Below are 22,378 nucleotides of genomic sequence, written 5' to 3' on the forward strand. Positions count from 1 at the left end.
CATGACATCGACCTGGTGACCGGGCGGTCGAGGACCGCGTCCGTACGCACCGCCCTCGTCCTCGCCCGCAGCCACGGCGGCTTCAACTCCGCCGCCCTCCTGCGCGCCGTCGACTGACGGCCCCACCGACCGGCGCACGCCGCCGTCACCTTCCCCGGACGGCGGTGGGCGTCCTTCTGCCCCGCGGCCGCAATCCCCCGGCCGCGGAATACCGATGAAAGGGATCCACCTTGTCCAAGCAGGAATTCACCTTCGACGACCTCAAGCGCATCCTCCTGGAGGGCGCGGGCGCCGACGAGGGGGTCGACCTCGACGGCGACATCCTCGACACCGACTTCGAGTCCCTGGGCTACGAGTCCCTGGCGCTGCTGGAGACCGGCGGCCGCATCGAGCGCGAGTTCGGCATCACGCTCGACGACGACATCTTCAGCGACCACAGCACCCCCCGCTCCCTGGTCGAAGCCATCAACGAGAGCCTCAAGGTCGCCGTCGGCGCCTAGGCCTCTTCCCCGGCACGGTCCCTGCCCGCGTCCGCGGCCCCTCCGCCAGGGGGTGCCCGGCCGGGCAGGGGCCGGCCGGGGCCTCCCGAACCGTCCCCACTCCCGAGGAGCCATGAGCATGCCGCAGCCCGGCCTGCGCGAGGTCGAGCACGAGATCACGATCTCTGCCCCGGCCGCCGCCGTCTACCGCTTGATCGCAGAGGTCACGAACTGGCCGCGGATCTTCCCGCCGACCATCTACGTCGACCACACCCCGGCCGGAGCCAACGAGGAACGCATCCGCATCTGGGCGACGGCCAACGGCGAGGCCAAGAACTGGACCTCCCACCGCACCCTGGACCCCGAGGGCCTGCGGATCACCTTCCGCCAGGAGATCCCGGCACCGCCGATCGCCGCCATGGGCGGCACCTGGATCATCGAGCCCCTCGGCGAGGGCGAGTCCCGCGTGCGCCTGCTGCACGACTACCGGGCCGTGGACGACGACGCCGACAGCCTGGCGTGGATCGACGAGGCCGTCGACCGCAACTCGAAGACCGAGCTGGCCGCGCTGAAAACGAACGTCGAGCTGGCGCACGCGGCGGAGGACCTGACGTTCTCCTTCGAGGACACCGTGCAGATCAACGGGTCCGCCAAGGACGTCTACGACTTCGTCAACGAGGCCGACCGCTGGGAGGAGCGCCTGCCGCACGTGGCGACGGTCCGCCTGGTGGAGGACACGCCGGGGCTCCAGGAACTGGAGATGGACAGCCGGTCCAAGGACGGCTCGCTGTACACCACCAAGTCCTACCGGGTCACCTTCGCCCACCGGAAGATCGCCTACAAGCAGACCACCCTGCCGGCGCTGATGACCCTGCACACCGGCTACTGGACCTTCACCGAGAACGCCGAGGGCGTGGCCGCCTCCTCGCAGCACACCATCACCCTCAACACCGCCAACATCGCCGCGGTCCTCGGCGAGCAGGCCACCGTCGAGGACGCCAGGGAATACGTGCGCACCGCGGTGAGCAACAACAGCCGCGCCACCCTCGGCCACGCCAAGGCCTACGCCGAGAGCCGGGCCTGAGCGCCGTCCCGCGCCGGACGCCCGCCCCTCACCACCGAACCGTCCACGAAAGGACACACCATGTCGAACACTCAGCCGGGCGAAGCCCTGCGGCTGGCCGTCATCATCAGCAGCGTCCGTGAGGGCCGCTTCGGCCCGGTACCCGGCGAGTGGTTCGCCGGAGAGGCCCGGCAGCGCGAGGACCTCGTCGTCGACGTGATCGACCTGGCGGAGCACGACCTGCCGGCCGCCCTGTCGAACGAGCCCTCCCCGGAGACCGCCGAGACGCTCGCCGCGATCTCGCCGCGCCTGGAGCAGGCCGACGCGTACGTGGTCGTGACGCCGGAGTACAACCACAGCTTCCCGGCCTCCCTCAAGCACCTCATCGACTGGCACTACACCCAGTGGCGTGCCAAGCCGGTCGGCTTCGTCTCCTACGGCGGCCTGGCGGGCGGCCTGCGCGCGGTGGAGCAGCTGCGCCCGATCTTCGCCGAGCTGCACGCCGTCACCGTCCGCGACGCCGTCAGCTTCCACTCGGCGTGGGAGCAGTTCGGCGAGGACGGCCGGCCCAAGGACGAGCAGGGTCCGGCGAACGCGGCCAAGGTCCTCCTCGACCAGCTCGCCTGGTGGGGCACGACCCTCCGCGAGGGCCGGGCCAAGAACCCGTACCAGGCCTGACCCCGGCGCCGGAGCGGCCGCTCCGGGCCCGGACGGACGAGGGGGCGGCTCCGCCGCCCCTTCCCCGGACCGCCCGCGGTCCGGCCCTCCCCGACCCACAGAAAGGTGGAACACCCATGTCCAGAGCGGACGACACGATCCGGTCCCGCACCGAAGAGCTCCAGGGGATCAAGGAGTCCGCGCGCAGCGGCGACCAGGGCGCGACCGAGCGCCAGCACGCCAAGGGCAAGCTGACGGCGCACGAACGGATCGCACTGCTGCTGGACAAGGGCTCCTTCACCGAGGTGGAGCAGCTGCGACGGCACCGGGCGACCGGTTTCGGGCTGGAGGCGAAGAAGCCCCACACGGACGGCGTGGTCACCGGGTGGGGGACGGTCGACGGTCGGACCGTCTTCGTGTACGCGCACGACTTCCGGATCTTCGGCGGGGCGCTGGGTGAGGCCCACGCCGCGAAGATCCACAAGATCATGGACATGGCGGAGGCGGCCGGTGCCCCGCTGGTCTCCCTCAACGACGGCGCGGGCGCCCGCATCCAGGAGGGCGTCTCGGCGCTGGCCGGCTACGGCGGCATCTTCCAGCGCAACACCAGGGCATCGGGCGTCATCCCCCAGATCAGCGTCATGCTCGGACCCTGCGCGGGCGGCGCCGCGTACTCCCCGGCGCTCACGGACTTCGTGTTCATGGTCCGCGAGACCTCGCAGATGTTCATCACCGGCCCGGACGTCGTCAAGGCGGTCACCGGCGAGGAGATCAGCCAGAACGGCCTGGGCGGCGCCGACGTCCACTCGTCCGTCTCGGGCGTCGCGCACTTCGCGTACGACGACGAGGAGAGCTGCATCGCCGAGGTCCGCTACCTGCTGGCGCTGCTCCCGTCCAACAACCGGGAGCTGGCCCCCGTCGAACGCTCCGGCGACCCGGCCGACCGCAGCTGCGAGGCGCTGCTGGACCTGGTCCCCGTACAGCCCGGGCAGGCGTACGACGTCCGCGGGGTCATCGAGGAGGTCGTCGACGACGGCGACTACTTCGAGGTGCACCCGGCCTGGGCGGCCAACCTGGTCTGCGCGCTGGCCCGGCTGGACGGGCACGTGGTGGGCATCGTCGCCAACAACCCGATGGCCAGCGCCGGCGTGCTCGACATCGAGGCGTCCGAGAAGGGCGCCCGGTTCGTGCAGTTCTGCGACGCCTTCAACATCCCCCTCGTCACCCTGGTCGACGTACCCGGTTTCCTGCCCGGCGTGGACCAGGAGCACAACGGCATCATCCGGCGCGGCGCCAAGCTCCTGTACGCGTACTGCAACGCGACGGTCCCGCGGATCTCCCTGGTCCTGCGCAAGGCGTACGGCGGCGCGTACATCGTCATGGACTCGCGCTCCATCGGCGCGGACCTGGCCCTGGCCTGGCCCACCAACGAGATCGCGGTGATGGGTGCCGAGGGCGCCGCCAACGTGGTGTTCCGGCGCGAGATCGCCGCCGCCGAGGACCCCGAGGCCGTCCGCGCGCAGCGCATCGCCGAGTACAAGGACCAGCTGATGCACCCGTACTACGCGGCCGAGCGCGGCCTCGTCGACGACGTCATCGACCCCCGCGAGACCCGCACGGTGCTGATCCGGTCGCTGGAGATGCTCCGCGCCAAGCACGCCGACCTGCCCGCCCGCAAGCACGGCAACCCGCCGCAGTGAGCCCGGCCTCTCCCACCCTTCCCTTCCTGCCAAGGAGAAACGACATGACAGACCTCGTCCTCGGACGGACGCGCCCCGAGGAGGCGGTATGAGGCTGCTGGTCACCGGCGGCGCCGGCTTCATCGGCTCGCACTTCGTCCGGACCCTGCTCAACGGCGGTTACGCGGGCCACGAGGAGACCCGGGTCACGGTCCTCGACAAGCTCACCTACGCGGGCAACCGCGAGAACCTGCCGGCCGCCCACCCCCGGCTGGACTTCGTCCGCGGCGACATCTGCGACGAGGCGCTGCTGCGCGAGCTGCTGCCCGGCCACGACGCGGTGGTGCACTTCGCGGCCGAGTCGCACGTCGACCGGTCGGTGCACTCCGCGGCCGAGTTCGTCCGCACCAACGTCGGCGGCACCCAGACCCTGCTGGACGCCTGCCTGGCCACCGGGGTCAACCGGGTGGTCCACGTCTCCACCGACGAGGTCTACGGCTCCATAGCCGAGGGCGCCTGGACCGAGGAGTGGCCGCTCCAGCCCAACTCCCCGTACGCCGCGTCCAAGGCCTCCTCCGACCTGATCGCGCGCTCCTACTGGCGCACGCACGGACTCGACGTCTCGATCACCCGCTGCTCGAACAACTACGGGCCGTACCAGCACCCCGAGAAGCTGATCCCGCTCTTCGTCACCAACCTGCTGGAGGGCGAGCAGGTCCCCCTGTACGGCGACGGGCGCAACGTCCGCGAGTGGCTGCACGTCGACGACCACTGCCGGGCGATCGCCCTGGTCCTGGACCGGGGCCGGGCCGGCGAGGTCTACAACATCGGCGGCGGCAACGAACAGACCAACCTGCACATCACCGAGCGGCTGCTCGCCCTGTGCGGCGCCGACGGGTCCGCCGTGCGCCGGGTCGCCGACCGCAAGGGCCACGACCTGCGCTACGCCCTCGACGAGACCAAGATCCGCGAGGAGCTGGGCTACGCGCCGCGCGTCCCCTTCGAGCAGGGCCTCGCCGACACCGTCGCGTGGTACCGCGACAACCCCGGCTGGTGGAAGGCCGTCAAGCACCGAACCGACAACACCGGCCCCGAGGGCCGTGAAGGGACCCCTGCATGAACGTCCACAAGGGACTCATCCTCGATGAGACCGTCAAGTTCCACCAGGACGCACAGGACGACCGTCCCTTCGTCCCCGGCACCACCGAGATCTGGCCCGCCGGAGCCGTCCTCGACGAGCACGACCGCACCGCGATCGTGGAAGCCGCACTGGAGATGCGGATCGCCGCGGGACCCAGCTCGCGCCGCTTCGAGTCGCGCTTCGCCCGCAAGCTGAAGCGGCGCAAGGCGCACCTGGTCAACTCCGGCTCCTCGGCCAACCTGCTGGCCATGACGGCCTTCACCTCGCACCTCCTGGAGGACCGCAGGCTGCGCCGCGGCGACGAGGTGATCACGGTGGCCGCGGGCTTCCCCACCACCGTCAACCCGATCATCCAGAACGGGCTCGTCCCCGTCTTCGTCGACGTCGAGCTCGGCACCTACAACACCACCGCCGACCGGGTGGCCGCCGCCATCGGCCCCAAGACCCGCGCCATCATGATCGCGCACGCCCTCGGCAACCCCTTCGAGGTCGCCGAGATAGCCCAGCTCGCCGAGGACCACGGCCTGTTCCTCATCGAGGACAACTGCGACGCCGTCGGCTCCACCTACGACGGACAGCTGACCGGCACCTTCGGCGACATCACCACCGTCAGCTTCTACCCGGCCCACCACCTGACCATGGGCGAGGGCGGCTGCGTGCTGACCTCGAACCTGGCGCTCGCGCGGATCGTGGAGTCCCTGCGCGACTGGGGCCGGGACTGCTGGTGCGAGCCGGGCGAGACCAACAAGTGCCTCAAGCGCTTCGACTACCAGATGGGCACCCTCCCCGAGGGCTACGACCACAAGTACATCTTCTCGCACGTGGGCTACAACCTGAAGGCCACCGACATCCAGGCGGCCCTGGGCCTGACCCAGCTCGACAAGCTCGACGAGTTCTGCGACGCCCGCCGCCGCAACTGGCGCCGGCTGCGCGAGGGCCTCGACGGCGTCCCCCACCTGATCCTGCCCGAGGCCACCCCGCGCAGCGACCCGAGCTGGTTCGGGTTCGCCCTCACCGTCGACCCCGACGCGCCCTACACCCGGGCCGCCCTGGTGGACTTCCTGGAGGACCGCAAGATCGGTACGCGGCGCCTCTTCGCGGGCAACCTCACCCGCCACCCGGCCTACATCGGCCAGCCGCACCGCATCGTCGGCGACCTGACGAACAGCGACGTCATCACCGACCAGACCTTCTGGGTGGGCGTCTACCCGGCACTGACCGACGAGATGCTCGACTACGTCATCGCCTCGGTCAAGGAGTTCGTGGGGGCCCACGCGTGACGGCAGGCACCACGGACGTGCACGGCTGGCTGGAGGAACGCCGCCGCGCCCACCGCTTCCGGGTGGACCGGATCCCCTTCGCGGAGCTCGACGGCTGGTCCTTCGACCCCGTCACCGGCAACCTCGGCCACCACAGCGGGAAGTTCTTCACCGTCGAGGGCCTGCGGGTGGACACCACCGTCGACGGAGCCGGCCGGCAGTGGCACCAGCCGATCATCCGCCAGCCCGAGGTGGGCATCCTCGGCATCCTGGTCAAGGAGTTCGACGGCGTCCCGCACTACCTGCTCCAGGCCAAGATGGAGCCCGGCAACCGGAACCTGCTCCAGCTGTCGCCGACGGTGCAGGCCACCCGCAGCAACTACACCAAGGCCCACAAGGGCGCCGACGTCCGCTACATCGAGTACTTCACCCAGCGCGGCCGCGGCCGGGTGCTGGCCGACGTCCTCCAGTCCGAGCACGGCTCGTGGTTCTACCGCAAGAGCAACCGCAACATGCTCGTCGAGGCCGTCGGAGAGGTGCCCGAGCACGACGACTTCCGCTGGCTGACCCTCGCCCAGATCGGCGAGCTCCTGCGCCAGGACAACGTGGTCAACATGGACACGCGCACCGTCCTGGCCTGCGTCCCGTTCGCCGACCCCGAGGGCGGCTCCCTCCACTCCGGCACCGAGCTGCTGTCCTGGTTCACCGGGGAGCGCTCCCGCCACGACGTGAGCGCCGAACGCGTCGCGCTCGCCGGCATCCCGGGCTGGAAGCGCGGCGAGCGGACCATCGAGCACGAGGAGGGGCGCTACTTCGACGTCGTCGCCGTAGGCGTGCAGGCCGGCAGCCGCGAGGTCGCCGGCTGGACGCAGCCACTGTTCGAGCCCCGGGGCACCGGCGTCACGGCCTTCCTGACCCGCCGCATCGGCGGCGTTCCCCACCTGCTGGTGCACGCCCGCGTCGAGGGCGGCTTCGCCGACACGGTCGAGCTCGGCCCCACCGTGCAGTACACCCCGTCCAACTACGCCCACCTGCCGCAGGCGGAGCGCCCGCCCTTCCTGGACCTCGTGCTCGGTGCCGATCCCGCCCGGATCCGCTACGAGGCACTGCACTCCGAGGAGGGCGGCCGGTTCCTGAACGCGGAGAGCCGCTACCTGTTCCTCGACACCGACGAGGACCAGGCCCCGCTCGACGCCCCGCCGGGCTACCTGTGGGCGACCCCGGGACAGCTCGGCGCCCTGCTGAGGCACAACCACTACCTCAACGTGCAGGCGCGCACCCTGCTGTCCTGCCTCACCACGGGAGCGGTACGCCTCTGATGGAGCACGGGACGGAGACCGGGCCCGCGACCGGGCCCGTACGCGTCGGCGTGCTGGGCTGCGCCGACATCGCACGCCGCCGGATGCTGCCCGCCCTGAGGGAGTGCCCCGGCACGGAACTCGTCGCGGTCGCCAGCCGCGACGCCGCCAAGGCCCGGGCCACGGCCGAGGAGGCGGGCTGCGCCGCCGTCACCGGCTACGGCGCCCTGCTGGAGCGCACGGACGTCGACGCCGTGTACGTGCCGCTCCCCGCGGCCCTGCACGCCGACTGGGTGGAGGCGGCCCTGCGCGCGGGCAAGCACGTCCTCGCGGAGAAGCCGCTCACCACCGACCTCGCGGCCACCCGGCGGCTGTCGGCCCTGGCCGCCGGGGCCCGCCTGGTGCTGCGGGAGAACGTGATGTTCGTCCACCACTCCCAGCACGCCGCCGTGCGCGCGCTGCTCGCCGACGGGGCGATCGGCGAACTGCGGGGGCTGCGGGCCGAGTTCGCCATCCCCCGGCTGCCCGACACGGACATCCGCCACGACGCCGCCCTCGGCGGCGGCGCCCTGTGGGACACCGGCGTCTACCCCGTCCGGGCGGCCCTGCACTTCCTCGGGGACCGGCTGGAGACCGAGGGTGCCGTCCTGGTGCGCGGCGGGCCCGGCCGGGCCGTCGACACCGCCGGCACGGCGCTGCTGCGCACCCCCGAGGGGGTCACCGCGCAGCTCGCCTTCGGGCTCGACCACGGCTACCGGAGCGCCTACGAGATCACGGGCAGCGAAGGGCGCCTCACCGTCGAGCGGGCCTTCACCCCGCCCGCCGGGCACCCGCCGCAGGTCCGCCTCGAACGGCGCACCGGCACCGAGGAGATCACCCTCACCCCGGACGACCAGGTGCTCGCCACCGTCGCCGCCTTCGCCCGGGCCGTCCGTACCGGGGACGCAGCCCCGGACCCGGACGTCCTGGGCCAGGCGGAGCTGCTCGACTCGATCCGGCGTGCCGCCCGAGTCGTCTGAGCAGGACCGGATCCCTTCCGCGCGCCCCGGCGGGTGGAAGGGATCCGGCCGCGGTGGCTCAAACCTGACGCAGATTGACCGCGTTCTGACATACATCCGATTGACGTGCACATTCGACGCACAAGAGACTTTTCGTAATTTCAGACATCCGTCGTCCCTGCTGATGAGGAGTCATCTTCCATGCGCTTCAATCTCATCGGCCCCTTCGAGATCGTCACCGACGACGGCAGGACGTACCAGCCCGGAACCCCGAAGGTCTGCCAGACGCTCGCGCTGCTGCTCACCCGGCCCGGGGAGATCGTCACCGCCGAGGCCCTCATCCGGGAGCTGTGGGGGGAGAACCCGCCGCGCAGCGCCGTCACCACGCTCCAGACGTACGTCTACCACGCCCGCCGGATGTTCACGCAGGAGCGGCTGGTCCCGGCCGACCGCTGCCTGATCGTCACCAGCCCGCCCGGCTACTCGATCCAGGTCGACGACTCCGACGTCGACGTCCGGATCTTCGAACGGCTCGTCACCCGGGCCCGCCACGAACTCGCCGAGGACGAGCCGTCCCGGGCCCTGCGCACCGTCCACCAGGCACTCGACCTCTGGCGCGGGCCCGCCCTGTCGAACTTCCCCGCCGGCGACGTCCTCGCCGGACACGTCGTGCACCTGGAGGAACTGCGCATCAGGGCCTTCGAGACCCGCATCGAGGCGCACGAGCGCCTCGGCCGGCACCGCGAGGCCATCCCCGAGCTGCGCAAGCTCATCAACGACTACCCGCTCAACGAGTGGTTCCACAGCCGGCTCATCTCCGCGCTCGGCGCCGCCGGCCGCCGGGCGGAGGCCCTCCAGGCGTACCAGAAGGTGCGCGGGCTGCTCGCCGACGAACTGGGCCTGGAGCCCTCCGCCGAACTCCAGCAGCTCCAGGCCGGTCTGCTCGGCCACCCCTCCCGCAGGGAGCCGGCCCGGGCCCGCGCCGGGGTCTAGGAGTCCGGCACGGGGGCGGTGCGGCGGGCGGTGCGGTGCGGTGCGGGGCGGGGCGGGGCTCAGAAGTTGCCGAGGCCGCCGCAGACGTTGAGGGCCTGCGAGGTGATCGAGGCGGCCGTGTCGGAGGCCAGGTAGCCCACCAGCCCGGCGACCTCCTGCGGGGTGGAGTACCGGCCGAGGGGGATCTTGGCCCGGAACTTCTCCAGGACGGCCTCCTCGGTGGTGTCGTAGGCGGCGGCGTAGCCCTGGCGCACCCGCTCGGCCATCGGGGTCTCGACGTAGCCGGGGCAGACGGCGTTGACCGTGATGCCGGTCGGGGCCAGCTCGTTGCCCAGCGCCTTGGTGAAGCCCACCACTCCGTGCTTGGACGCCGAATAGGGGGCGCCCAGGACCACGCCCTGCTTCCCGGCGGTGGAGGCGATGTTGATGATCCGGCCGCGCTCCTTGGCCCGCAGGCCGCCCGCGTTCAGGGCCTCGCGGGTGACGCGGAAGACGCTGGTCAGATTGGTCTCGATGACGTCGTCCCACAGCTCGTCGGCGATGTCCGCGGTGACCCCGCCGCCCGAGCGGCCGGCGTTGTTGACCACCACGTCGATGGTGCCGAACCGCTCCACGGCCGCCCCGATCCAGGCCCGGACGCCCTCCCCGCTGCGCACGTCGACGGCCGCGCCGTCGACCTCCAGGCCCTCGGCGGTCAGCTCAGCCACCGTCCGGGCCACGTTGTCCGCGTCCCGGGCACCGATGAACACCCGGTGGCCCGAGGAGGCCAGCGTGCGGGCCACTTCCAGGCCGATGCCGCTGGTCGCGCCCGTGACGACGGCGACGCGCTTGGTCTGGCCCTGCTCCTGGTCCGGCATGTGAACTCCTCGGCGAATCTCGGATGGCGGCGCACGCGGAGCATCCGGCACCCCGATGGAGCGGAGCTCGAAGCGACCTGGGCCGCGCCCGGCGCCCCGGCCGGGGGAGGGACCACCGGGGCTCCATCGGCCGTCGAGCGGCCCTTCACAAGCTCGAACGGACACCCGTACGCGAGAGGCGACCATGATCAACCTGTTTCAGCCCCAGGTCGGGGCGGAGGAACTCGACGCGGTCGCCGGGGTGTTCCACGACCGCAGGCTCGGCAACGGCCGACGCACCAGGGCCTTCGAGGAGGCCTTCGCCGCACACCTGGGGATCCCCGCGGACCACGTCGTCTTCACCAGCTCCGGCACCACCGCCCTCCACCTGGCCGTCGAGACCCTCGACCTCCGGGAGGGCGACGAGGTCGTCCTGCCCTCCATCGTGCTGCCGGCCACCGCCGAGGCCGTCGCCGGACGCGGCGGCCGCCCGGTCTTCTGCGACGTCGGCCGTCGTACGCTCAACCCGTCCCTGGAGGACATCGAGGCCGTCCTCACCGAGCGCACCCGCGCGGTCCTCCTGCTGCACTACGGCGGCCGCACCGGCGACGTCGTCCGCATCGCCGCGCGCTGCCGCGAACTGGGCGTCCTCCTGATCGAGGACGGCGCCTGCTCCGTCGCCTCCAGCGTCGGCGGCGTCCCCGCCGGCACCTTCGGCGACCTGGCCGTCTGGAGCTTCGACCCCGGCCGGGTCATCGTCACCGGCGACGGCGGCATGGTGTACGCCAAGGACCCCGAGCGGGCCGCCCGCACCCGGCTCCTCGCCCAGCGCGGCCTGGTCCGGGCCACCAGCTTCGGCCACGCCGCCGTGGACTCCGCCGCCGGCCGGACGCCCCCGCCCGAGTACGGCCGCGGCATCGTCGGCAACGACCTCACCGCCGCCATCGGCCAGGTGCAGCTGCGCCGCCTCCCCGAGATGGTGGAGCGGCGCAGCCGGATCGCCGAGCGCTACGACCGCGAACTCGCCGGCACCGAGGGACTGCTGACGCCCCCGCCGCTGCCCGAGGGCCAGCAGACCACCCACTGCCTCTACTGGGTCCAGCTCGACCCCGCCATCAAGGACAAGGTGGTCGGCGACCTGCTCGCCGAGGAGATCGACACCACCTCCCACTACGCCCCCCTGCACCGGTTCCCGTCCCGGGACACCCACGGGGAGCTCCCGGCACCCCGGCTGCCCGCCTGCGACTGGGCCGTCGACCGCACCGTACGCCTGCCCCTGCACCCCGGCCTCAGCGACGAGGACGTCGCCGCCGTCATCGGCTCCCTGCGCAGGGCCGTGAAGACGCGGCTCGCCGAAGCCGGCTCAGAAGAAGGACTCACCGTGAAGGACACCCCATGAACCGACGCGTCGTCATCACCGGGATCGGCGTGGTCGCACCCGGGGGAGTGGGCACCAAGGCGTACTGGGCCCGGCTCACCTCCGGCCGCACCGCGACCCGTGCCATCAGCCTCTTCGACGCCTCCGGCTTCCGCTCCCGGATCGCCGCCGAAGTCGACTTCGACCCGCTCGCCCACGGATTCACCCCCGAGGACGTCGCACGCCTGGACCGGGCCGCACAGTTCGCGCTGGTCAGCGCCGACGAGGCGATCCGCGACAGCGGCCTCGACCCCGCGGCCCTGGACCCGACCCGCACCGGCGTCACCCTCGGCAGCGCGGTGGGGTGCACCACCGGCCTGGACGTCGAGTACGACAAGGTCAGCCGCGGCGGCTCCACCTGGCAGGTCGACCACACCCTCGCCGTCCCCCACCTCTTCGACTACTTCGTCCCCAGCTCGCTGGCGGCCGAAGTGGCCTGGCGGGTCGGCGCCCAGGGACCCGTCTCCCTGGTCTCCACCGGCTGCACCTCCGGACTCGACTCCATCGGCCACGCCGTGGAGCTGATCCGCGAAGGCAGCGCCGACGTGATGGTCACCGGAGCCACCGAGGCCCCCATCTCGCCCATCACCGTGGCCTGCTTCGACGCCATCAAGGCCACCTCGCCCCGCAACGACGACCCCGAAACCGCCTCCCGGCCGTTCGACGCCACCCGCAACGGCTTCGTCCTCGGCGAGGGCTCGGCCGTCCTGGTCCTGGAGGAACTGGAGAGCGCCCGCCGGCGCGGCGCCCACGTCTACGCGGAGATCGCCGGCTTCGCCAGCCGCGGCAACGCCTACCACATGACCGGCCTGAAGGCCGAGGGCCGCGAGATGGCCGAGGCCATCACCGTCGCCCTCGACGAGGCCCGGCTGCCCGCCTCCGCCGTCGACTACGTCAACGCCCACGGCTCCGGCACCAAGCAGAACGACCGGCACGAGACCGCCGCCTTCAAGCGCAGCCTCGGACAGCGCGCCTACGAGGTCCCGGTCAGCTCCATCAAGTCGATGATCGGCCACTCCCTCGGCGCCATCGGCTCCCTGGAGGTCGCCGCCAGCGCCCTGGCCATCGAGCACAACACGGTCCCGCCCACCGCGAACCTGCACAACCCCGACCCGACCTGCGACCTGGACTACATCCCGCTGACCGCCCGCGAGCACCGCACCGACACCGTGCTCAGCGTCGGCAGCGGATTCGGCGGCTTCCAGAGCGCCATGATCCTGACCCGCCCGCGTCTGGGAGCCGCCGCATGAGCGCCGCCACCGCCACCGAAACGGCCGCCGCCCCCGCCGCGCCCGCCACCCCCCAGGCCGCCCCGGTCGTCACCGGCATCGGCGTCGCCGCCCCCAACGGGCTGGGGACCGAGGCCTGGTGGGCCGCCGTCCTGCGCGGCGAGACCGGCATCCGCCCCCTCACCCGCTTCGACGCCGCCCCGTACCCGGCCCGGCTCGCCGGCGAGGTCCCCGGCTTCGACGCCGCCGAACACCTGCCCAGCCGGCTGCTCCCGCAGACCGACCAGGTCACCCGGCTCGCCCTCACCGCCGCCGACGAGGCCCTCGCCGACGCGGACGTGGACCCGGCGACGCTCCCGGACTTCGCCGCCGGAGTGATCACGGCCAACGCCGCCGGCGGCTACGAGTTCGGCCAGCGCGAGCTGGAGGCCCTGTGGAGCAAGGGCGGCCAGTACGTCAGCGCGTACCAGTCCTTCGCCTGGTTCTACGCCGTCAACAGCGGCCAGATCTCCATCAAGAACGGCATGCGCGGCCCCAACAGCGTCATCGTCAGCGAACAGGCCGGCGGGCTCGACGCGGTCGCCCAGGCCCGCCGCCAGATCCGCAAGGGCATCCGGCTGGTCGTCACCGGCGGCATGGACTCCTCGCTCTGCCCCTGGGGCTGGACCGCCCACCTGGCCACCGGAGAACTCAGCACCGCCGAGGACCCGGCCCGCGCCTACCGGCCCTTCTCCGCCGGAGCCGACGGCCACGTGGTCGGCGAGGGCGGCGCCCTGCTCATCCTGGAGGACGCCGACGCCGCACGGGAACGGGGCGCCGAACCCTACGGCACCGTCGCCGGGTACGCCGCCACCTTCGACCCGCCGCCCGGCTCCGGCGGCGCCCCCCGCCTGGGCGCCGCCGCGGCGCTCGCCCTGCGCGAGGCCGGGCTCACCCCCGCCGACGTCGACGTGGTCTTCGCCGACGCGGCCGGCCGCCGCGACCCCGACCGGGCGGAGGCCCGCGCCCTCGCGGACCTCTTCGGGGAGTACGCGGTCCCCGTCACCGCCCCCAAGACGATGACCGGCCGGCTCGCCGCGGGCGGCTCCTCCCTCGACGTGGCCGCCGCCCTGCTCTCCCTGCGGGACGGGGTGATCCCGCCGACCGTCAACACCGGCCCGCCCGCCGAGGACTGCCCGATCGACCTCGTCACCGAGGTCCGCAGGCCCGAGCGGCTGCGCACCGCCCTCGTCCTGGCCCGCGGCCGGGGCGGTTTCAACGCGGCCATGGTCCTCCGGGGCCGCTGACCCCCCCGCACGCCGACGGCCGCCGACCGGGCACCCCGCACGCCCGGACGGCGGCCGTCGGCGCGGCCGGTTCCAGTGACCTTCCAAGCGGCCTCAACCGGTCATGAGGACCGTGGTACGCCGGGATCACCCCCGATCAGGAGGACTGCGCCGTGCCGATCTTCAGATACCCGGAACCTCCGCTCGACGGGCTGCTGCGCCGGGCCGCGCTGCGCGACCCCGCGGCCTGCGCCGTACGCAGCGCCCACGGCATGCGGACCTTCGCCGAACTCGACGCCCGCGCCGACCGCTACGCCGCCTACCTGGAACACACCCTCGGCCGGCGCGGAGCCCGCGTCGGCATCGCCAACACCCTCGACGAGGAGTTCGCCGCCGCCTACTACGGCACCCTGCGCAGCGGCAACACCGCCGTCCTCCTCAGCCCGCTCGTCCGGGCCGCCGGACTGCGCCACATGTGCGAGGACGCCCGCGTCGAGATCGCCTTCGTCCCCACCGCCACCGCCGAGCTCCTCGTCAAGACCGCCGACCGGCTGCCCCTGCTGCGCGCGGTCGTCGTCACCGACGCACCCGACGGGATCGTGCCCGCCGACGCCGTCCCGCTGTGCCTCGCCCTGGACTCCGCCCCGCGGCCCGCGCCCCGCGCGACGGCGCCCTCCGACCCGGACGCGGAAGCCTGCATCCAGTTCACCACCGGCACGACCGGCCGCCCCAAGGGCGTCCGCCTCACCCACAGCAACCTCGTCGCCAACGCGGCCCAGACCGCCGCCGCCCACCACCTCGACGCCGGCGCGGTGACCCTGAACAACCTGCCCGTCTACTACCCGATGCACCTCAACTCGGCCGTCTACGCGGGCGCCTGCCAGGTGCTGTGCCCCTCCCCGCGCCCCGCCGCCGCCCTCGCCCTGGCCGACCGCACCGGAGCCACCCACCTCTACACGCTCCCGGCCCGCCTGCACCAGCTCGCCGCCGACGTCCGCTTCGCCGAGGGCCCCCGCGGCGCCGGCCTGCCGCACCCCCTCCCCGGCCGGCCCGGCCGGCTGACCGTCGTCCTCTCCGGCGGCAGCGCCCTCGCCCCCGCCGACGCCCGGCTGCTGGCCGAACGGCTCGGCGTCCCCGTCCTCCAGGGCTACGGCATGGTCGAACTCTCCCCCCTCACCCACTCCCAGCGCCCCGACGGCCGCACCGGCACCGGCACCGTCGGCGCACCCGTGCCCGGCACCGAATGCCGCATCGCCCACCCGGACACCGGCGCCCCGCTCGGCCCCGGCGAGACCGGCCAGGTCCAGGTGCGCGGACCCCAGCTGATGGCCGGCTACCTCGGCGAGAGCGGGCCGCCGGCCGACGCCGACGGCTGGTTCTCCACCGGGGACGCGGGCCGGATCGGCCCCGACGGCGAACTGTTCCTCGCCGACCGCCTCGACGACGTCTTCTCGTACGACAGCGAACTCGTCTCGCCCACCGCCGTCGAAGCCGTCCTCGCCGCCGACCCCCGCGTCGAGGACTGCGTGGTCGTCGGCTGGCCCGACCCCGTCCACGGAGCCCTCGTCTGGCTCGGCATCGTCCTCGCCGACCCGGCCGCCCCCCGGCTCCTCGACGTGCTCGACTCCATCGTCGAGGCCGCCAACGAACAGCTCGCCCCGCACGAGCGGATCCGCCGCGTGGAGGTCCTCGACACCGTCCCCCGCACCCCCGCGGGCAAGCCGGAACGCCGCTCGCTGCGCCGCGCCCTGCGCCTGCGGGCGGCTGCCGAGGCCGCCGCCTGAGCCAGACGCCCCCGCGAGGGGCCGTGGACGGCCGGTGCAGCCGGGGTCCAGGACCCTTCGAGCGCTCCTCCGCCGAAGCCCGCGATGGTCGGGAGAGAGGTTGAGAGAGGTGTGATCCGATGTCAGGTGAGCGTGTACAGCACACGTCGTATTCGGTGGACGTGGCCGCCCCCGCGGGCGTGGTCTACGCGCTGATCGCGGACACCACCCAGTGGCCGCTGTTCGTCCCGCCCAGCGTCCACGTGGAGCGGCTGGACTTCGACGGGACCCGGGACCGCTTCGGCATGTGGGCCACCGCCAACGGGACGGTGACCTCCTGGGTCTCCCAGCGCTCCCTGGACCCCCGGCGGCGGACCATCGACTTCCACCAGGAGGTCCCGGCACCCCCGGCGACCGCCATGGGCGGCCGCTGGGCCGTCGAGGAACTCGGCCCCGCCCGCTCCCGGCTGCACCTCGTCCACCGGTTCGCGGTCCGCGACGACGACCCGGCCGGCGCGGAATGGCTCACCCGGGCCACCGACACCAACAGCCGGGCCGAACTGGACCAGCTGAAGGAGACCGCCGAACTCTGGGCCAAGCTCGACGGCCTGCTGCTGACCGTCGAGGAGTCGGTCCGCGTCCACGGCCCGTCCGAGCTCGTCTACGACTTCCTGTACCGGGCCGGAGACTGGCCCGTCCACCTGCCCGAGATCACCCGGGCCGACGTGGTGGAGGACCGGCAGGGCGTCCAGCTGCTCGGCATGGACACCCGGGGCGCCGACGGCGCCACCGAGACCAGCGAATCGGTCCGCGTCTGTTTCCCGCACGCCGGCCGGATCGTCTTCAAGCAGACCCGCACCCCCCGGCTGCTGGCCGCGCACACCGGCGAATGGGCCGTCGACCCCGACGAGACCGGGGTCACCGCCGTCGCCACCCACCAGGTCCTGCTCCGCGAGGCCGACATCGAGCCCGTGCTCGGCCCCGGAGCCGACCTCGCCCAGGCCCGCGACCACGTACGCCGCACCCTGGGCGGCGCCAGCACCCGCGTCCTGCACCTGGCCCGCCGGCACGCCGAGACGGCCGTACGCACCCTGATCCCGCAGCGATGAGCGCGGCCCCCGGCGACCGCCCGCCGCCCTCCGCGACACGGGCCGCCGCCGCACCCAGGCCGTGGACGCACCCCGCCACGCCCCTCCAGCTCGACATCCTGCTCGACGCCCTCGCCCACCCCGGCCGGGGCCTGTACACCGAGCAGCTGCACTGGCGCTGGCAGGGCCCCTTCGAAGCCGAGCGGTTCGCCCGCGCCTGGCAGACCGTCACCGACCAGGAGGCCGTCCTGCGCACCGGGCTCGCCGAGCCGGCCGCGGGGACCCCGCCCCGGCTCGCCGTACACCCGTACGCCGCCCCGCTGATCACCCACCACGGCCCCGGCGGCACCGGCCCGCGGGACTGGGAGGCGCTGCTTGCCGCCGAGCGGATGCGCGAGTTCGACCTGACCCGGCCCGGCCCGCTGCGGATCGCCCTGCTCGGCACGGCGGACGGCGGCACCCGGGTGGCCCTCACCTACCACCGCGCGCTGCTGGACCCGGTGGGCGTTCGCGGGCTGCTGCGCTCCTTCCACCGCGCCCACGCCGCCGAGGGCCCGCCCCGCGGCGGGGAACGCCGACCCGACCTGCGCGACCACCTGCGCTGGGTCGGCACCCGGGACCTCGCCCCCGCCCGCGCGTACTGGACCTGGGCCGCCCCGCCCGCCGGCAGCGTGACCCTGCCCGCCCTGGACCGGGGCCCCACCCACCAGCGCGGTCACGGCCGCACCCGCCAGCGCCTCACCCCGGCCGAGGCCGGCCGGCTGCGCGCCTGGGCCGCGCTGCTGGGCGCGGCCGAGTCCACCGCCCTCCAGGCCGCCTGGGCGCTGCTGCTGTACCGCGCGGGCTCCGGGGACGCGCCGGGAGCGGTGCCGGTGGCCTTCTCGGCGGCCGTCTCCGGGCGGGGCATCCCGCTGGAGGGCGCCGGACAGCTGCCGGGACCCCTCGGGAACGCGCTGCCGGTGGCGGTGGACGTGCACCCCGGGGCCACGGTGTCGGTCCTGCTCGGCGAACTGGCCGGCCGGGCCGTCGACCTCGCGGCGTACGAGTGGGTCGCGCCGGGCCAGATCCGGAGCTGGGCCCCCGGCACCCCGCGCACGGAATCGGTGCTGGCCTTCCTCCCGCCGGAGCCGGGGGCGCTGCCGCCGGGGGCCGCCGGGGCCGCCGGGGCCTCGGGCGCCGGGGAGGCGGAGGTGGTCGGGGCGCTCAGCGGGGTGCCCGTCGCCGTGTCGGCGCGGCACGACCACGACGGCGGGCTGACCCTGACCGCCGTGCACGACCGGACGCGGATCACGGACGGGGACGCCGCCGAACTGCTCTGGCAGACCGCCCTGCTGCTGCGCCGGCTGCCGCTGGAGGCCGGGCCCGACACCACGGTCGCAGAGGCGCTCGCACCGCTGCACGGGGCGCCGACGCCCCGGGCCGCCCCGGACCCCGTGCCGGCCGCCCGCGTGCTCCGCCCGGCCGCCGCGGCCGGGGCCGGACTGGTCTGCCTGGTCCCCCCGCCCGGCGCCGCCGAGGACTGTTACGACCGCCTCGCGGAACGCCACCGGGGGCCGCGGGCCCTGCTCACCACTACCCCGGACCCGGCCGCCGTCCTGGCCGCGCTGGCCCCCGCCCTGGCCGCCGGGGAACCCGTCGCGCTCGGCGGCCACCCGGGCGCGCGCGCCCTCGCCGGCGAAGCCGCCCGGCGGGTGGCCGCGTACGGCTGGAGCCCCCCGCGGGTGGTCCTCGCCGGCTCCGACCGCGCCCTCGCCAAGGCCCTGGCGGGACTTCCCCAGCCGGGTTCGAGCGGTCTTTGAAGGACCTTCGAGCGCCGACGCCGACCGTGGTAGGGCCCTGTCACCGGGAGCGCCCAGCGCAGAGGGGAGCAGAGCCGTGCCGGCCCTCGCCCAACCGGAACCGCCGCACCTTCCGCACCTGTCACTCGACGGACTGCTCCGCCGAGCCGCCGAACGAGCCCCCGACGCCCCCGCGCTCCGCGTGGGCGGACGGACGCTGACCTTCGGCGAGCTCGACGCCCGGGCCGACCGGATCGCCGCCTTCCTGGAGTGCTCGGTCGGCCGGCGCGGGGTCCGCGTCGGGGTCGCCAACACCCTCGACGCGGACTTCGCCGCCGTCTACTACGGCACCGTCCGCAGCGGCAACACCGTCCTCCTCCTGAATCCGCTCGTCTCGCCCACCCGCCTCGTGAAGGTGCTGGGCTCGGCCGGCGCGGAACTGGCCTTCGTCCCCCGCGCCACCGCCGAACTCCTCGCCGACGCCGAGGACCGGCCGCCCCGCCTGTCGCTCGTCCTGGTCACCGGCGCCGGTGACGCACCCGTCCCCGGGGACACCGTCCCCGTGGACCTCGTCCTGGACGCCGTCGCCGCCGCCACCCACCGCGCGGCCCCCGGGGAGCCCGCCGGCTTCGACCCCGGCGCGGAGGTCTGCGTCCAGTTCACGACCGGCACCACGGGCCGCCCCAAGGGGGTCCGGCTCACCCACCGCAACCTCGTCGCCAACGCCGCGCAGACCGCCGCCGCGCACCACCTCGACGCCGGCTCCGTCACCCTCAACCACCTGCCGATCCACCTGCCGATGCACCTCAACTCGGCCGTGTACGCGGGCGCCTGCCAGGTGCTGTGCCCCGACCCGGAGCCGCTGGCCTCGCTCGCGCTCGCCGAGAGCACCGGAGCCACCCACTACTACGGGCTGCCCGCCCGCCTGCACCGGCTCGCCGCCGACGAGCGGCTGGGCGCCCCCGGCACCCTCCCCGGGATCCCCGCGGGCCCCCGGCTGCGCGCCGTGCTCTCCGGCGGCAGCGCACTGTCCCCGGACGCCGCCCGGATCCTCGGCGAGCGGCTCGGCGTCCCCGTCCTCCAGGGCTACGGCCTCGCCGAACTCTCCCCGCTCACCCACTCGCAGAGCCCCGACCGGCCGGTGCCCGGCTCCGTCGGCACGCCCGTGCCCGGAACCGGGTGCCGCATCGTGCACCCCGGGACCGGGGAGCCGGTGGACCCGGGCGAGACCGGCGAGGTCCAGGTGCGCGGACCCCAGCTGATGGCCGGCTACCTCGACGAGGACCAGCCGCCCGGCGACGCGGACGGCTGGTTCTCCACCGGGGACGTCGGCCGGATCGGCCCCGGCGGGGAGCTGTTCCTCGTCGACCGGCTCGGCGACGTGTTCCTGCACGACGGCGAACTCGTCTCGCCCAGCGCGGTCGAGCGGGTCCTCGGCTCCGACCCGCGGGTCGCCGAGTGCGCGGTCGTCGGCTGGCCCGACGCCGTGCACGGATCGGTCACCTGGGCCGGCATCGTGCTCCGCGACCGCGCGGCCGACGGGCCCGCCGTACTGGAGGAGATCGCCGCCCGGGCCAACACCCGCCTGGCGCCCTTCGAACGGATCCGCCGGGTCGAGGCGATCGACGCCGTCCCCCGCACCCCCGTCGGCAAGCCCGTCCGAGGCGAGCTGCGCCGCACCGTCCGTACCCGCGCCGCCGAGGAAGCGGCGGCCTGAACCACCCCGCCGTCCGGTGGAGTCCGTCCGCCGGACGGCGGGGGCCAGGGGCCGCGGGGGCGCCGGGGACCGGCGTCCGTGAGGGTTCGTCAATTCTCCGCCAGGCGCTCCACCGGTGATCGAAAACCGCGTCGCCGGGATCCTGCCCGGCTGCCACAATGGATCAGCTCCGGAACAAACAGGAGGTATCCCATGACCGGTACGCCGGAAAACGAAGCCGCCGAACCCGCCGATGCCGTCGAGCCTGATGACAAGGCCAGGTTCCGCGAGGCTCTGGAGCGCAAGGCCCGCGCCACCCGCTCCCAGCAGGCGCACAACGCGGGCGGCCTGAAGCTCAAGGGCGGCAGCGGCCCCAGCGGCCAGGGCCGCACCTTCCGCCGCAAGGCCGGCTGAACCACCCCCCGACACCCCGTCCAGGGCTGCCGCGGTCCGAATCCCCCATCGGATCGCGGCAGCCCTTTTTCCGCGTTCCCGCCGGGCGGAGTTCCGGCGGTCAGCCGGCGGCCGGGCGGAACACCGCGTCGAGCACCCCGTCGAAGACGCCCAGCCCGCTCCAGTCGCCGTTGACCTGTGCGGTGAGCAGCCGGCCGCCGTCGCGGGTGCCCACGGCGTACGTCCACGAGCCGTACGTCGCGCCCGCGTTGCCCCAGACCGTGGCCCCGCAGGGCAGGGCCTGGGAGAACACCCCCAGGCCGTAGCGGGTGCCCGGGATCCACGGGACGGGGCCGGTGGTCTCGACGGTGGTGAACATCTCCCGCTGCTCGGCGGCGGGCAGCAGCTCCGCGCCGAGCAGCGCCCGGAAGAAGCGCTGGAGGTCGCCGAGGGTGGAGACGACCCCGCCGGCCGCCCAGGCGAAGGACTGGTCCATCACGGTCGCGTCGTGCACCGGGGCTCCGGCGTCGGCGGAGAACAGGGTGGAGTAGTGCAGCGGGTGCGGTCCCGCGATGTCCGCCTCCGTCCCCGGGAGCGAGGTGCCGGCCAGTTCCAGGGGGCGGACGACCAGCCGGTCGAGCTCCTGCGCGAACGGTCTGCCGGTGGCCCGCTCGGCGATCAGCGCGGCCAGGACGTAGTTGGTGTTGGAGTAGAGGAAGGCCTCGCCCGGGGCGAAGAGCGGCGGGGTCGCCAGCCCGGTCCGGACCAGTTCCTCGGGGGCGTGGGAGTCGTGGCGGTGCCGGAACCAGGCCTCGCCGACGCCCTTCGCGAAGAACTCCGCGTCGTTGCCGTAGTTGAAGATGCCGCTGGTGTGGTCGAGCAGCTGCCGGAGGGTGACCGTACGGCCGTCGTGGCCGTTGCCCGCGAGCAGTCCGGGCAGCCACCGTTCGACCGTGTCGTCGAGGCCCAGCCGTCCCTCGGCGGCCAGCAGGAGGACCACGGCGGCGGTGAAGGCCTTGGTGGTGCTGCCGATCCGGAACCGCTCGTCCTGCTGCCGCCGCCGGCCGGTCGCGGTGTCGGAGAAGCCGGCGGAGCCGAACCAGGTGCCGCTGCCGTCGCGGACCTCGGCGGCGATCCCGGGAGCACCGGAGCCGGCCACGGCCCGGTCGAGGGCGTCCTGCGGGGTGGTCGTCACGGGGGAGGGCGCGGCGGTCATGTCGGGATTCCTTCCGGGAGGTGTTTCGCGGATGACTGAAAGCTAATTAGCTTTCAGTCATCCGTCAATGAAGGAATCGGGATGGTCGGTAAATATGCAGCTCAAAGCGATGTGATTTTGCAATGAGTCT

The 22,378-nt window shown here is 73.8% G+C and carries 19 protein-coding genes; 17 read left to right on the forward strand and 2 right to left on the reverse strand.

What is annotated here, in order from left to right:
- Window positions 1–230: 230 nt before the first annotated feature.
- The 9 genes from ACIPW5_RS26175 to ACIPW5_RS26215 all read left to right on the forward strand — a co-directional run bounded on the left by ACIPW5_RS26175 (window position 231) and on the right by ACIPW5_RS26215 (window position 9,567).
- The gene (locus ACIPW5_RS26175; RefSeq protein ID WP_401249483.1) at window positions 231–500 is read left to right on the forward strand and encodes an acyl carrier protein; all 270 of its coding nucleotides are present in this window, start codon (window positions 231–233) and stop codon (window positions 498–500) included.
- 118 nt (window positions 501–618) lie between these two features.
- Window positions 619–1,563: an aromatase/cyclase gene (locus ACIPW5_RS26180; RefSeq protein ID WP_401249833.1), complete on the forward strand. Its 945-nt coding sequence runs from the start codon at window positions 619–621 to the stop codon at window positions 1,561–1,563.
- Between the two features lie 60 nt (window positions 1,564–1,623).
- A complete protein-coding gene (locus tag ACIPW5_RS26185; RefSeq protein ID WP_401249486.1) occupies window positions 1,624–2,220 on the forward strand; it encodes an NADPH-dependent FMN reductase in 597 nt (198 codons plus the stop codon).
- 116 nt (window positions 2,221–2,336) lie between these two features.
- Complete coding sequence (locus ACIPW5_RS26190; RefSeq protein ID WP_401249489.1) at window positions 2,337–3,899, forward strand: acyl-CoA carboxylase subunit beta; 1,563 nt, start codon at window positions 2,337–2,339, stop codon at window positions 3,897–3,899.
- A gap of 88 nt (window positions 3,900–3,987) precedes the next feature.
- Window positions 3,988–4,998, forward strand: coding sequence for a dTDP-glucose 4,6-dehydratase (rfbB, locus tag ACIPW5_RS26195; RefSeq protein ID WP_401249491.1), 1,011 nt, complete (start codon window positions 3,988–3,990; stop codon window positions 4,996–4,998).
- Window positions 4,995–6,299: a lipopolysaccharide biosynthesis protein RfbH gene (rfbH, locus tag ACIPW5_RS26200; protein WP_401249494.1), complete on the forward strand. Its 1,305-nt coding sequence runs from the start codon at window positions 4,995–4,997 to the stop codon at window positions 6,297–6,299. The genes rfbB and rfbH overlap by 4 nt, the downstream gene beginning before the upstream one ends.
- A complete protein-coding gene (locus tag ACIPW5_RS26205; protein WP_401249496.1) occupies window positions 6,296–7,597 on the forward strand; it encodes an NDP-hexose 2,3-dehydratase family protein in 1,302 nt (433 codons plus the stop codon). Before rfbH ends, ACIPW5_RS26205 begins: the two co-directional genes overlap by 4 nt.
- Window positions 7,597–8,595, forward strand: a complete 999-nt coding sequence (locus ACIPW5_RS26210) for a Gfo/Idh/MocA family protein (protein ID WP_401249499.1) — start codon at window positions 7,597–7,599, stop codon at window positions 8,593–8,595. Before ACIPW5_RS26205 ends, ACIPW5_RS26210 begins: the two co-directional genes overlap by 1 nt.
- Before the next feature lie 180 nt (window positions 8,596–8,775).
- A complete protein-coding gene (locus tag ACIPW5_RS26215; RefSeq protein ID WP_401249502.1) occupies window positions 8,776–9,567 on the forward strand; it encodes a BTAD domain-containing putative transcriptional regulator in 792 nt (263 codons plus the stop codon).
- 59 nt (window positions 9,568–9,626) lie between these two features.
- Here ACIPW5_RS26215 and ACIPW5_RS26220 read toward each other — a convergent pair whose 3' ends face one another.
- Window positions 9,627–10,424 (reverse strand): SDR family NAD(P)-dependent oxidoreductase, encoded by a 798-nt coding sequence (locus tag ACIPW5_RS26220; protein ID WP_401249504.1) that lies wholly within the window; start codon window positions 10,422–10,424, stop codon window positions 9,627–9,629.
- A gap of 184 nt (window positions 10,425–10,608) precedes the next feature.
- Between ACIPW5_RS26220 and ACIPW5_RS26225 the strand changes: the two genes are divergently transcribed.
- From ACIPW5_RS26225 to ACIPW5_RS26260, 8 genes are all read left to right on the forward strand, one after another.
- Complete coding sequence (locus ACIPW5_RS26225) at window positions 10,609–11,802, forward strand: DegT/DnrJ/EryC1/StrS family aminotransferase (RefSeq protein ID WP_401249507.1); 1,194 nt, start codon at window positions 10,609–10,611, stop codon at window positions 11,800–11,802.
- A complete protein-coding gene (locus ACIPW5_RS26230; protein ID WP_401249509.1) occupies window positions 11,799–13,070 on the forward strand; it encodes a beta-ketoacyl-[acyl-carrier-protein] synthase family protein in 1,272 nt (423 codons plus the stop codon). The genes ACIPW5_RS26225 and ACIPW5_RS26230 overlap by 4 nt, the downstream gene beginning before the upstream one ends.
- The gene (locus tag ACIPW5_RS26235; protein WP_401249512.1) at window positions 13,067–14,335 is read left to right on the forward strand and encodes a ketosynthase chain-length factor; all 1,269 of its coding nucleotides are present in this window, start codon (window positions 13,067–13,069) and stop codon (window positions 14,333–14,335) included. Before ACIPW5_RS26230 ends, ACIPW5_RS26235 begins: the two co-directional genes overlap by 4 nt.
- A gap of 152 nt (window positions 14,336–14,487) precedes the next feature.
- Window positions 14,488–16,098, forward strand: a complete 1,611-nt coding sequence (locus ACIPW5_RS26240; protein WP_401249515.1) for a class I adenylate-forming enzyme family protein — start codon at window positions 14,488–14,490, stop codon at window positions 16,096–16,098.
- A 119-nt stretch (window positions 16,099–16,217) separates the two neighbouring features.
- Window positions 16,218–17,186 (forward strand): aromatase/cyclase, encoded by a 969-nt coding sequence (locus ACIPW5_RS26245; RefSeq protein ID WP_401249517.1) that lies wholly within the window; start codon window positions 16,218–16,220, stop codon window positions 17,184–17,186.
- Complete coding sequence (locus ACIPW5_RS26250; protein ID WP_401249520.1) at window positions 17,183–18,964, forward strand: condensation domain-containing protein; 1,782 nt, start codon at window positions 17,183–17,185, stop codon at window positions 18,962–18,964. The genes ACIPW5_RS26245 and ACIPW5_RS26250 overlap by 4 nt, the downstream gene beginning before the upstream one ends.
- A gap of 76 nt (window positions 18,965–19,040) precedes the next feature.
- Window positions 19,041–20,660, forward strand: a complete 1,620-nt coding sequence (locus ACIPW5_RS26255) for a class I adenylate-forming enzyme family protein (RefSeq protein WP_401249522.1) — start codon at window positions 19,041–19,043, stop codon at window positions 20,658–20,660.
- A gap of 192 nt (window positions 20,661–20,852) precedes the next feature.
- Window positions 20,853–21,053: a DUF5302 domain-containing protein gene (locus tag ACIPW5_RS26260; RefSeq protein ID WP_401249525.1), complete on the forward strand. Its 201-nt coding sequence runs from the start codon at window positions 20,853–20,855 to the stop codon at window positions 21,051–21,053.
- A gap of 100 nt (window positions 21,054–21,153) precedes the next feature.
- On the opposite strand, the gene ACIPW5_RS26265 is transcribed toward ACIPW5_RS26260, so the two are convergent.
- The gene (locus tag ACIPW5_RS26265; RefSeq protein ID WP_401249528.1) at window positions 21,154–22,248 is read right to left on the reverse strand and encodes a serine hydrolase domain-containing protein; all 1,095 of its coding nucleotides are present in this window, start codon (window positions 22,246–22,248) and stop codon (window positions 21,154–21,156) included.
- Window positions 22,249–22,378: the final 130 nt, after the last annotated feature.

The organism is Streptomyces sp. NPDC090077, assembly GCF_044747545.1.
GTDB lineage: Bacteria > Actinomycetota > Actinomycetes > Streptomycetales > Streptomycetaceae > Streptomyces.